General features: G+C 38.3%; 11 protein-coding genes. 2 read left to right on the forward strand and 9 right to left on the reverse strand.

Features of this window, described 5'->3' with window-relative positions:
* The first annotated feature begins 89 nt into the window (after positions 1–89).
* Positions 90–701, forward strand: coding sequence for an HD domain-containing protein (locus AC3RV6_RS10475; RefSeq protein ID WP_489745987.1), 612 nt, complete (start codon positions 90–92; stop codon positions 699–701).
* A 300-nt stretch (positions 702–1,001) separates the two neighbouring features.
* Here the strand turns inward: AC3RV6_RS10475 and AC3RV6_RS10480 are convergent, their stop codons facing one another.
* The 6 genes from AC3RV6_RS10480 to AC3RV6_RS10505 form a co-directional block, all read right to left on the reverse strand.
* Complete coding sequence (locus tag AC3RV6_RS10480; RefSeq protein ID WP_489745988.1) at positions 1,002–2,363, reverse strand: aspartate aminotransferase family protein; 1,362 nt, start codon at positions 2,361–2,363, stop codon at positions 1,002–1,004.
* A gap of 163 nt (positions 2,364–2,526) precedes the next feature.
* Positions 2,527–4,026, reverse strand: a complete 1,500-nt coding sequence (locus tag AC3RV6_RS10485) for a CoA-acylating methylmalonate-semialdehyde dehydrogenase (protein ID WP_489745989.1) — start codon at positions 4,024–4,026, stop codon at positions 2,527–2,529.
* A 59-nt stretch (positions 4,027–4,085) separates the two neighbouring features.
* Complete coding sequence (locus AC3RV6_RS10490) at positions 4,086–4,574, reverse strand: hypothetical protein (protein WP_489745990.1); 489 nt, start codon at positions 4,572–4,574, stop codon at positions 4,086–4,088.
* Complete coding sequence (locus AC3RV6_RS10495; protein WP_489745991.1) at positions 4,571–6,145, reverse strand: sodium/proline symporter; 1,575 nt, start codon at positions 6,143–6,145, stop codon at positions 4,571–4,573. The genes AC3RV6_RS10490 and AC3RV6_RS10495 overlap by 4 nt, the downstream gene beginning before the upstream one ends.
* Before the next feature lie 13 nt (positions 6,146–6,158).
* Entirely contained in the window at positions 6,159–6,290 is a 132-nt protein-coding gene (locus AC3RV6_RS10500; protein ID WP_489745992.1) for a hypothetical protein, read from the reverse strand.
* Between the two features lie 1,058 nt (positions 6,291–7,348).
* Positions 7,349–7,903, reverse strand: a complete 555-nt coding sequence (locus AC3RV6_RS10505; protein ID WP_489745993.1) for a helix-turn-helix domain-containing protein — start codon at positions 7,901–7,903, stop codon at positions 7,349–7,351.
* A gap of 113 nt (positions 7,904–8,016) precedes the next feature.
* Here AC3RV6_RS10505 and AC3RV6_RS10510 point away from each other — a divergent pair, with 113 nt between their 5' ends.
* The gene (locus AC3RV6_RS10510) at positions 8,017–8,988 is read left to right on the forward strand and encodes a PLP-dependent cysteine synthase family protein (RefSeq protein ID WP_489745994.1); all 972 of its coding nucleotides are present in this window, start codon (positions 8,017–8,019) and stop codon (positions 8,986–8,988) included.
* 173 nt (positions 8,989–9,161) lie between these two features.
* On the opposite strand, the gene AC3RV6_RS10515 is transcribed toward AC3RV6_RS10510, so the two are convergent.
* The 3 genes from AC3RV6_RS10515 to preA all read right to left on the reverse strand — a co-directional run bounded on the left by AC3RV6_RS10515 (position 9,162) and on the right by preA (position 12,338).
* On the reverse strand, positions 9,162–9,368 hold the full coding sequence (locus AC3RV6_RS10515; protein ID WP_489745995.1) for a hypothetical protein: 207 nt from the start codon (positions 9,366–9,368) through the stop codon (positions 9,162–9,164).
* 21 nt (positions 9,369–9,389) lie between these two features.
* Positions 9,390–10,859 carry an NCS1 family transporter gene (locus tag AC3RV6_RS10520; protein ID WP_489745996.1) on the reverse strand — a complete coding sequence of 490 codons (1,470 nt, stop codon included), beginning with the start codon at positions 10,857–10,859 and terminating at the stop codon, positions 9,390–9,392.
* Between the two features lie 216 nt (positions 10,860–11,075).
* Positions 11,076–12,338, reverse strand: coding sequence for an NAD-dependent dihydropyrimidine dehydrogenase subunit PreA (gene preA, locus AC3RV6_RS10525; RefSeq protein WP_489745997.1), 1,263 nt, complete (start codon positions 12,336–12,338; stop codon positions 11,076–11,078).
* Positions 12,339–12,348: the final 10 nt, after the last annotated feature.

Raw genomic sequence — 12,348 nt, forward strand, 5'->3', positions numbered from 1 at the left:
AAATTGAATAGTTATTCAACAAATAGTTATATGATTTAGCCAAATAAACGTAAAAAATACTACTCTAAATACATAAAGGAAGCACCGATTTGGATTTGTTATATGTTTCAATTATAATACAAATTAACAAGGAGGTAATCATAATAAATATTATAGACCAAGCAATCGTCTTCGCCACTAAAGCGCACGAAGGACAATATCGTAAATCTACAAATATACCTTATATCACGCACCCTTATTCTGTTGGAATGATTTTACAAAAATCTAATTGTTCTGATGAAGTTGTCGCCGCAGTTCTACTTCACGACGTATTGGAAGATACGGAAACTAGTTATGAAAAATTGCTCGAAAAGTTTGGTTTACATATCGCGAAACTAGTTCTAGCAGCTTCAGAAGAAGACAAGGGTCTTTCTTGGGAGAAACGAAAACAACATACGATTGATTCACTGCCACATATTACTAAAGAAGAAATACATATAATTGTAGCGGATAAACTACATAATATCCGTTCTATTCGATCAGATTTAGAACAATGTGGCGAGCAGATATGGGAAAGATTCAATCGTGGGAAGGCAGATCAATATTGGTATTATAGCAGTATTGTTAACGCATTAATTTCACGAAGAAAAGAATGTATGTTAATCGCTCAATTAGAAAAAGAAGTGAAGTTAGTCTTTTATTCAGATAATAACTTACCCTAATAATGTAAAATAGACAGATAAAAATTTTGAATTCAGCTATTACTGAGTTCACTCTTTTGTAAATACTACCGCCATAAACGTTTAAATTAGGCGTTTGTAATTAATGATATTTTGAATACAAAATTACTTGCAACGATTTTACACTTCTCAATTACGAAGACGATAAAAAACCTACTTTACATATATTAAGTGTAAAGTAGGTTTTATGCTTTAAAGTATCAATTTATATAAATCAAACGTAAAATTATCTTTAAGTGTCTTCATATTTCAGATGGCATGGCAACTCAATAAATATACTTTTTACTCTTCGTTATCTTTAAATACTTTCTTCATAACTGACACAATGAAGTCGAAATCTTCATCTGTACAAGATAATGGAGGGCTTAGCGCTATAATATTGTTAAATCCGGCAACTGTATCGCCGTTTCTACCAATGATTAGACCGTTTGCTTTACACTCTCCAATAATTTTTGCGATTCGTGCGTTTGTAGCTGGCTCTTTTGTCTCTTTATTTTCTACAACTTCTATTCCCAAAAGGAATCCAAGTCCGCGAATATCGCCTACGAATGGGTGATCCTTCAAGTGATCTAATTCTTCCAAGAGGCGTTCGCCTAGTTCAGCTGAACGGTCGAAAAGGTTTTCTTTTTCCATAATCTCCAAGTTTTTCAATGCAACCGCGCAGGCAGCAGGGTTTCCACCGAATGTATTTATATGCCGAAGATGGCTATTCTCTTCTACCGTATCAAACTTGTCATAAATATCTTTTCGTACAGCAGTAACTGACAGTGGCAAGTAAGCGCTCGTTAGACCTTTTGCCATTGTAACAATATCTGGCTTCAGATTGAAATGCTGGTGGCCAAACGCTTTTCCAGTTCGCCCAAACCCACAAATCACTTCGTCAATAATAAGTAATACACCGTGACGATTACATATTTCTTGAACTTTTTCTAAATAAATCGGATGCGGAATGAGAACGCCGCCTCCTGTAATGAGCGGTTCCATAATAATTCCAGCAATCGTTTCTTTTTGCTCCCAAATGATTTTTTCTTCAAATTCTTGTGCCCGTTGAATACTATAATCTTCAATTGATTGCCCTTCTGGTTTACGGTAATTATCGGGTGGTGCAACATGTAGGAAACCAGGTGCAAGTGGCTCATATTTATATTTTCGCAATGCTTGTCCTGTAGCAGCTAATGCCCCCATTGAACTTCCATGGTACGCACGGTAGCGAGAAATGAATTTAGAACGTGAAGCTTCTCCGTTTTGTTGATGATATTGACGAGCAACTTTGAACGCCACTTCGTTCGCATCAGATCCGCTAGTTGAATAAATGATTTGATAATCATCACCAAGCATCTCGTTTAGCTTTTCGGCAAGCTCGATTGCAGGTCCGTGACTTTGCGTCATCGGCACATACGCAATTTTTTTCATTTGTTCGAATGCTGCCTCTGCAAGTTCGTCACGTCCGTATCCGACGTTCACACACCATAGTCCGGCCATTCCATCCAAATATTTATTTCCGTTATGATCAGTAATCCATGCACCTTTCCCACTTTCAACAATCATCGGGGGATTTTTCTCATTGTAAGCAGAAATATGATGCCAAACGTTTTCTTTATCCTTTTTAACGATTGATTTCGTTTCTTCTTTTATAGTCGACATGTATATACACCCTTTCGCTTTTCATTTTGGATAGAACGGCGTGCTCTTAAGAATTTCTTGCTTCTTTAAATTTAAATTCCATCTTTACCGTTTTTCGAGCTATCTTTATATAGATAAGCCCTTTAATCCAAACCCCGATTTATGCGTAATTTCGATTGGTTTATTAATTAGTAGGAAAATCAAATGTCGTTTCTTTATCCTTCTCTTTAACTTCTGGCCATCTTTCGGAAACTGTTTTTATCTTTGTGAAAAAGCGAACAGTATCCGGCCCAAACATGTGACCTTCGCCAAACTTAGAACGTTTCCAACCGCCGAAGTTATGGTAGCCGACTGGAATTGGAATCGGAACATTGACACCGACCATGCCTACTTCAATTTCCTCCGTGAATTGACGAGCAGCTGAACCACTTTGAGTAAATATAGTAACGCCATTTCCGTATTCATGATCATTTATTAATTCAATTGCTTCATCCAAACTATTTACGCGCACGACAATTCGAGCAGGACCGAATACTTCCTCTTTGTACACTTTCATATCCGGTGTTACACGATCAAGCAAAGTAGCACCTAAATAGAACCCTTTACTATCTTTTACTGAGTTGGGGTTTCGACCATCTACACAGAGTTCCGCCCCTTCTTGTAAGCTTTCTTCAATGGACTTAAGCACATTATCTTTGGATTGCTGCGTAATAACTGGTCCAAAATCTGCTGTTACATCATCATAAGAACCAACTTTCAACTCTTCAACTCGTTCTTTCAATGCTTTTACAAACTTTTCAGCCGTCTCTTCACCGACAGGCATAGCCGCTGAGATTGCCATACAACGTTGGGAAGCAGCTCCATAAGCGGCACCTAAAAATGCATTAACTGCGAAGTCTATATCCGCGTCTGGCATAATAATCATATTGTTTTTCCCTCCACCAAAAGCAGCTACACGCTTATGATGGCGACTTGATTGTTCATAAATATATTCCGCAACTTTTGTTGAACCTACGAAACTTACCGCCATCACTTTAGGGTGGGTAATTAATGCATCTACCGCCTCCTTATCACCATTTACAACACTCCATACTCCATCTGGAAGACCCGCTTCTTTCCAAAGCTCTGCAATAAACAACGCCGAGTTCGGAACACGCTCAGAGGGCTTTAAAATTACTGCATTTCCACAAGCAAGCGCCATTGTTGACATAGCTACAGGAACCATTACCGGGAAGTTAAATGGCGCAATGCATGTAACAACTCCCAATGGTTGTTTAATAGAAAATGCGTTAATATTTCCGCCTACATTTGATGAGTATTCCCCTTTTAGTAAATGGGGTGAATTAACGGCAAAGTCGACCGCTTCAATTGCACGCGTAATTTCACCTTTGGCATCCGTAATCGTTTTCCCGTTTTCTTTTCCAATTTCAATCGCAAGCTCTTCCGTAGCATCGACAATAAGGAATCTGAACTTGAAAAATACTTCCATTCTTCTACCAACCGACATTTTCTTCCAATCTTTAGCTGCCTTATCCGCAAGTTCAACTGCCTCATTTACTTCTTCTGTTGATGCATATGGACATAATGCCGTTTCTTCACCTGTTGATGGATTATAAACACTGCCAAAACGCTCACTCTTTCCCGCTACCTTTTCTCCGCCGATAAAATGGTAAAGTTTCTTCATAAAGAATCATCCTCCGAATTTTTTATTTATCTATGTTGAAATCAGGGTAAAGCATCTTTTTACAAAGGGTGATAACTTCCACTTACTGCGTCAACAATTAGTTGCTGACTTTGTCCTCCCCTTCTATGAACATAATCAGCTACCCAAAACGGTCGATAAAATTGAGTCACGCCTAGCGCTTTGATTTTCGGAATCGTAATAAACTTCCCTTTTGATGAAGCGTTCTGAAAAATAAAGTTTCCAGCAACCCTTACTGCTTCTTCTTCATTAATTTGTATTGAAGGTAATTGCTTTGATTGGATAGAGCGTTTTGAAAATTCAGGTGTCATATCAATCAAAGCACCATGGCCGCTAAGTGCATCAACAGTGCAAGCTGTTTTACCCTTTAATTTTAGTAACCCTCCAACACTTATTTCATATTCGAAAAAGTAATACGGATAAAAAATTAATTTACTAATTTCAATATCTGTATTTTGATCATATTGTTGTAATCCTCGTCTAACTTCTTCTTCCTCATAAACCGTTGCTTGCGTTAGTATCGAAATCATGAGTAATTCTTCCCCAGGTTATTTTCACCTGTTTTTAAAAACTTAGAAATATTTTTAGCTTCAGGAGCTAGACCACGAGAAATATTTTGATCAAACTTTGGTGAAAAGAAACGCTTATTGGTGGATTGGTCAAATATATCTAATGTTGGTTGCGAAGGCTTTTTACCGAATTGGCTCCCAATAATCATTCCTAATAGAGAGACTATTAACCCAGCAAGGAATGGGTGAATAGCTGTAACCGCTTCCAATTCCATAGCAGTCCAAACAATATTCGTTGTAGCGCCACCAATCATTGCACATAAACACCCTATATAGTTCGCTTTTTTCGAATAAACAGATGCAACATAAGGAACTAGGAAACTATTACCTAGTGTTCCAAAAGCAAAAACTGCTAAACCAAAGATTGAAGGCGGCTCATAGATAGCAACAACAATACCTACAATACCTCCACCAAGAATACATAGCCTGGAAACAAGAATCGTTCGTCCTTTAGTTGCTTTCGGATTAATGAAACGTTGATAAACATCCCGTGATAGAATTGTTCCCGCCTGCATTAGCAATGAGTCAGCAGTAGACATAACAGCCGACATAACAGCTGATAAAAGAAGTGCGGCAAAGAATCCTGGGAACAGTGTGTACGCTAATTCGGTAATAAGCATCTCAGGATCTGCAATATTAGGCAAAAGAACAATGGCAGTAAGCCCTAAAATATAAGGAACGAAGATGAAGAACTGGTTCCAAATAGCACTGATTAAAATTGCACCTTTTACCGTTTTCGTACTTTGCATCGACATATGACGTACAACGACATGCGGAAGTCCCATATAGCCTATGGAGAAAATAAGTATGGCTCCTAATACCACACCCCATTGACCATAGAACGCTAAATCTTTTCCCCAAATACTTAAATATGTTGGGTCAATTTTCTTCAAAGCTAAGTTTAACCCGGTCAGGCCACCTACTTTAAAATAAGCTAAAAATCCAATACCGACAATTCCTAAAACCATAATAATGCCTTGTACAAAAGAGGTGTAAGCGACTGCTAAATAACCTCCCGCCACTGTATAAATAACAATTACACTAATGCCAATAATTAATGCTATTTCATACGTTAAACCAGTTAGTGATGCCATCGCTTTACCTGCTGCAATAAATTGCGCGCAAACATATGCGAAAAGGAAGACAATAGCGATTAAGGAACCAACTACCCGGACACTTGCATGTTCAAATCTTTTTTCCAAAAACTCAATTGGTGATAGTGCACCGAATAATTCCGACATTCTCCTCATCCGTTTACCTAAAACGGAAAGGTTGATAATTGAACCTCCTGCATCCCCAATGGCATACCAAAGTGCATACCAACCGTATTGAAACGCAAGCGCAGGCGCTCCCATAAACATATATCCGCTCATGGCAGTCGTTTGCATCGTCATCGCTGTAACAGCAGGTCCAAGCGTTCTACCGCCAAGTAAATAGTTTTCCGTGGATTCGGCAGATTTGCGTGAAAACCAAAGACCGATTCCCAAAAGAAGCAACATATAACATATGAAAATAATTCCATCCATTCCCATTGCCTAATCCCCTTTAACTATTATTGTTTCTTTCTTCCTCATCATCTTCTCTTTTTAATTTTATATAAAGAACGACTGCCAACCCAACCCAGATGAATGGCCAAGGCAAAATCCACCAAAACGTTTCCGCAGGTAAACCAAACAAATTCTCACCCCCAATTCAAACTTTTTAATGCAAGTTTTTTAAAATTTCAAATCTCATAATCTATTTATAACCTTGTTTAATGAAGACCCTCGTATACGGCCTTTTAACCTTTCAAAGTCTTCATAATATACAGTCTACTAGATTTCGAACCAGTATTCATTTTACATAATGTTAAAACACTACTACTTTTTTTGTACTTTAAGTTACTTATAGATCCATAGTTCTGTGAATAAGACAGTAAAATCAAATATTAGTCCAAAGTAAAATATGAAAGTGCATATATCCGAACACAAGTACCCCCTGCAACTTCCAATAAAGTGAAAGTTACAGGGGGACTTGGATTTACTATGGCATTAGCAAACATGGTCATTGAAATGGGTGCTAAAGTTGGTCTTGTTGACTTAAAAGGATTAGATCTACCTTATGAATATGAATTAATTTAATAAGATCCAGATGAAATTATGCCCAAACTTTGGAATTAGATGTTAGTGAATTAGAAACACAGGTTGCTGCTCCACATTCTCCCGACAATATAAAAGGAATTTCTGAGATAGGTGAAGTCTTTATACAACAAACCTTTATTGGAAGTTGTACAAATGGAATGTTTATGGGAATAATCTTGAGAATGGTGAAAACAACCAAGGCGGTAAAATGCCAGAAGTTATGGTTAGAATTCTTAATGAAAATGGCTTAGTAGAATACTAAAAAAACATAAATCCTATTCGTAATTTTAGTAAATCCATGAAAATAAATTTAACAAATCAATTAATCCTTCACTAACACTATTGAAAAAGTGTAAGTGAAGGATTTTAAATTTCCCGAGAAATACATTTCTCCACAACACTAATAATATTAGCAGTCAAAAAATGATGTGAATTATTCTCCCTACTAGTTAGTAATTCTGATAAATATAATTTCTTTTAGGAGTTAGTTGATGAATAGTTAGGAATAGTTGTTATTATTCCGCCCGCAACAAACTTATCAAAATAAAAAAATCCAAACTATTAAAGTTTGGATAGCCAAAAATTAAATACATGCTTTTTTTCAGTAATTCTCATTCACCTTGAATAATGAATTAAGACTGTGCATTTTAATATGTTCTTCCCTTTATTGGTATAAGCATGTGTTTGATCTGCTTTAAAACGAATTGAATCGTCCTTTTCAATCGTATACGTTTGATTGTTCAGTTTCATATCAAGTTTTCCATCGTTTACAATTACATATTCCTCGACTCCGGCATTATGTGCTTCCGCGTGATGAGTAGCCCCTGCATCTAATTCTATTGAAAATAATTCAAATTGTTTATCTGGCTGAAAAGGAACAAGCGGATATACACGGTAAGCACCATTCTCACGGAAAATAGGTTCGATTTTATCTTTTTTAATAATGGATACATTTGGTTCTTTTTCTGTAATTAATGATGAAAAGGATAACTGAGCGCCATTTGCGATTTTCCAAATCGTCGTGATTGTAGGATTTGATTCACCCCGCTCTATTTGTCCAAGCATCGTCTTACTAACTCCTGTTAATTCGCCTAGTTTTTCTAAACTTAAACCTCGTTCCTGCCGTATACGTTTTATGTTGCTTCCAATTGTTTGAGTTAAATGTTCCATAATGAATCCCCACTCCCGTTAGACGTTATATTGACTTTTAAAACGTTATAGTGTAAATTTGTTTTATAGCGTCTATGTATACACTATATAGGTCAAATTTATACGAAAAGGAGTTGTTTGTCCATGTTAAAAAAAATATTTTTGAAAGTGTTGATCAAGTAATTGGCAATACACCAATGGTTGAGTTATCTCGCATTACGAAAAATGTAGAAGGTACAATCTATGCGAAATTAGAATATCTAAATCCTGGATTCAGTAAAAAGGACCGTATTGGTTTAGAAACTATAAAAGAAGCAGAAGAAGCGGGATTGCTAATACCAGGTCAAACCGTTGTTGAATTGACTAGCGGTAATACTGGTACTGGATTGGCGATTGTTTGTGGTGTCAAAGGATATAAATTCGTTGCAATCATGTCCAGAGGAAATACATTGGAGCGAGCCCGAATGATGAAGGCGCTCGGTGCTGAAGTAGTCATAGTTGACCAAGCTCCAGGTTCACCAGTAGGTCAAGTTTCAGGAATAGACTTAGAATTAGTAGAAGAAGTAGCACAGCAAATTACAAGAGAGCGAAATGCATTCCGTGCCGATCAGTTTAGGCATATTGGTAATTTACATGCACACGAATACCATACTGGTGAGGAAATGTGGAAGCAAACAGCTGGGGATATTGATGTTTTTCTTGATTTTGCAGGCTCTGGCGGTACATTTGCAGGTTGTGCGAAAGCATTAAAAAGACATAATGAAAATATCAGGTGCTATTTAGTCGAGCCTGATTCTGCACCTTTTTATTCAGGTAAAGAAATTACAAATCCAAATCACAAAATTCAAGGCGGCGGCTATCTAATGAATTTACCATTATTAGATAAGAACATGGTCACCGATACGATTCATATTACAGATGAGGAAGCAACTTACGCCACTCGTGAACTTGCAAAAAAAGAAGGCATTTTCGCTGGTTTTTCTTCAGGTGCCAATATAGCAGCAGCATTAAAATTGCTACAAACAACAGAAAAAGGTGCAAAAATCGTTTTAACGATAAATGATTCGGGTTTGAAATATTTGAGTACAGATTTATATGAGATGTAAAGAAATCCAACTAAACACTTAACAAATAGGTTTAAGCGGTTATATTGATTCAACTAGCCCTCTTATAAAGACCAACCCATTTGTAATAAAAATAAAAAAACAACATGAAAACTCTATTCTAGTATGTAATAGAATAGAGTTTTCACCACTTCTTATTAAATTGACATACCTTCTTACAACTGCGTTTGTTCTTGGAGCTTTTCCGCAAAAAATTTACGCGCTTCGGCCGTCAGAATCTGTAAACAAACTTCTTCTTTCTGCCGTTCAAACTCGACAAACATTCCACTTAAATTTTCATACACATAATGAACTTTAAAGCCCTTGTCTAAATAGCCATCTATTTGATTCATTTCATCCACGCTTAGCAAATGATCCGACATAAACACACCTCACTTTTCTAATTAAGCACCTATTTCTTCAATTTCTGGCAAGACAATTTCTTGCACGACGATATCGTCCCAATCGCGACCAACTGTAATACCTAAATACTTTGCGTCACTAGGATTATCTAGTTCGGCTTGTGGGTACTTTTTGAACCACCAATATTTCGCCAAGACATAGTACACAATTGCTCCTACGAAGAAGCCCACCAATGATGAATACGTTGGGAACATATTCGCTAAGGCTCCACCGATTACCCAAGCGATTAACCCCGCTAAGTTAAAGCCATTCATATACTTATATTGGCCATCTAACTCGTACAGATCTTTTACGTTCACACGACGTTTACGAATTAAATAATAATCGGCGAATAATATCCCCACAATTGCTGTTAAAATACCGCCAATGATTAATAGCGCATTGACTAAGACGCCAAATAAGCTCCACGGCTGCGCTAAAATTCCCACAAGCCCCGCGATGATAACACCAGCCCAGAATGGCACTTTTGGCCCGCCAATATTTGAGAAAATCGTTGCCGCAGGAATAACGTTTGCCGATGTATTTGTTGACCATTGCGCTAAAACAATCATTAGTAATAAAATTCCTAACACAATTCCGCTTGCGCTTTGCATTAAGGCATTTACCGGATCAGCAGATGCGACTGCCATATAAGCCACTGCACCTATAGTTACGATAAATGTATTGGTAATCGGCATTATAATTAAAGAGCCAACTAACTGCGTTTTATTGCGCTTGAACCAATTGCGTTCATTTTTTGGCGCTTTAAAGAATCGTGATAATGTTGGCATATCAGCTGCTAACGTTGCCCAGAATCCCATGTTCGCCATCATCACGACCATGAATGCCGTAAAAGCTGCCATCCCTGTCGTCGGTGATTCCACCCAAGTCCAAACATCTTTCCCTTCGGTCGTTGCTTTATCGGCAAGCGTAATGTACATCCAGCACGATATTAATATAATAACCGGCGCCGCAAAATCTGCAAAGCGCTCAATGGATTTAATGCCGCGCGATGTGTTATATAACTGTAATGCCGCAAATACAAGGAAACATAAAAACCAATTATTAAAGTCGAATAATAAATTCAAAATCCCATTGATGGCCATTGCACCAAAATAGGTGTTAAGACCGAACCAACAAGCTGCTGTCACCCCACGAACGAGCGATGGTATATGTGTGCCAATTGTGCCGAATGGAGCACGCATATAAACAGGGAAGGACAAGCCGTGCTCAATACCAATATCACCGATTAGCGTCATAAATACACCGATTAAAACGGAACCTATTAAAGTTGCTAAAATTACCATTGGCAATGACAAACTCATAATAGCTGTTCCACCAATTGCAAAGGCGGCTAAAACGATGGCCATTCCTACCCAAATCACTGCAAAACCAAATGTCCCAATACTTCTTTTTTGATGTGTCACTGGAAGTAAATCTGGTGATTTTAAATAATCTCCACCATTCGCCATACTTGTCTCTCCCTTATATTAGATTTCCAGTTAACTATGAAAAGCGGAAGGCGCCCGTTAAGACGCGATAGGCATAAGTCGATTCAGCGACGTGGCGGTCTTTGCCACATAGCTGGATTGCTTATGACCAGAGCGGCTGGCGCCTGGAGCCTAGACACTGCTCCAAGTCTAAATGCGCATACTTTCCTCGCCTATCTTCAAATATACCCTACTTTTTTATCGAGTAAAATTGCCGATAAGTGACTGACGTTCGTTCCAAGTCATTGGCGCAATAGTAGACTTCCTTTCGACCATAGAAATTGCACCTTCTACTGGGCACACAATTGCGCATAAATTACAACCTACACAATCTTGTTCACGCACCTTTAGCATCGGACGACCACTCTCTGTATACAGGTCAATAGATTGATGTGACGTATCTTCACACGCAATATAGCATTTATTGCAATTAATACAAACATCATTATTAATTTCAGCAACAATATTGTAATTTAAATCCAAGTCACCCCAGTTAGAATAGCGTTCAACCGACTTACCGACAATATCCATCACTGAGGCAATACCCTTCTCATCAAGGTAATTATTAAGTCCATCAATCATATCTTCTACGATACTAAAACCATGGTGCATAGCTGCTGTACAAATTTGTACGCCTGTTGAACCCATCAGCATAAATTCCGCGGTATCCTGCCAATTTGAAATCCCACCAATTCCTGAAATTGGTACATTGACCAAAGGATTTCGCGCACATTCTGCAACCATATTTAGTGCAATTGGCTTTACAGCAGGCCCACTATATCCGCCATGTGCCCCTTTCCCGCGAACATGCGGCACCGTATTCCATGAATCCAAATCGACACCCGCTAAGCTGTTAATCGTATTAATCATACTAATTGCATCCGCCCCACCGCGCACTGCCGCTTCTGCCGTCATCGTAATATCAGTAATGTTAGGCGTTAGCTTGACGATAACAGGTGTCCGTGCAACTTCCTTCACCCAGTGCGTTTGCCTTTCAACCAATTCAGGGACTTGACCAGAGGCAGCCCCCATTCCTCGTTCTGCCATCCCGTGTGGACAACCAAAATTAAGCTCAAGACCGTCAACACCCACAGCTTCTACTTTTTTGACAATCTCATGCCACTTTTCCTGATTTGGCTCTACCATTAATGAAGCAATAATGGCATGATTAGGAAACCTTTTTTTCGTTTCAAGAATCTCCTGTAAATTAACTTCTAACGGACGATCCGTAATGAGCTCAATATTATTAAAGCCCGCTACTCTCTTTCCATTAAAACTGACAGCCGCAAAGCGCGATGAAACGTTCAATATTGGTTCGCCCAATGTTTTCCAAACTGCGCCGCCCCAACCCGCTTCAAATGCACGTTGAACTTGATAGCCCGAATTAGTAGGTGGTGCCGATGCTAACCAAAATGGATTCGGTGATTTAATCCCCGCTAAGTCAATTCGTAAGTCTGCCATGCTAAATCCC

It is taken from the genome of Sporosarcina sp. So3-204 (assembly GCF_058068165.1).

Coding starts and splice junctions, on each gene's coding strand:
- AC3RV6_RS10480 (WP_489745988.1), bottom strand. CDS start 2,363: ATGTCGACTATAAAAGAAGAAACGAAATCAATCGTTAAAAAGGATAAA.
- AC3RV6_RS10485 (WP_489745989.1), bottom strand. CDS start 4,026: ATGAAGAAACTTTACCATTTTATCGGCGGAGAAAAGGTAGCGGGAAAG.
- AC3RV6_RS10490 (WP_489745990.1), bottom strand. CDS start 4,574: ATGATTTCGATACTAACGCAAGCAACGGTTTATGAGGAAGAAGAAGTT.
- AC3RV6_RS10495 (WP_489745991.1), bottom strand. CDS start 6,145: ATGGGAATGGATGGAATTATTTTCATATGTTATATGTTGCTTCTTTTG.
- AC3RV6_RS10505 (WP_489745993.1), bottom strand. CDS start 7,903: ATGGAACATTTAACTCAAACAATTGGAAGCAACATAAAACGTATACGG.
- AC3RV6_RS10515 (WP_489745995.1), bottom strand. CDS start 9,368: ATGTCGGATCATTTGCTAAGCGTGGATGAAATGAATCAAATAGATGGC.
- AC3RV6_RS10520 (WP_489745996.1), bottom strand. CDS start 10,859: ATGGCGAATGGTGGAGATTATTTAAAATCACCAGATTTACTTCCAGTG.
- preA (WP_489745997.1), bottom strand. CDS start 12,338: ATGGCAGACTTACGAATTGACTTAGCGGGGATTAAATCACCGAATCCA.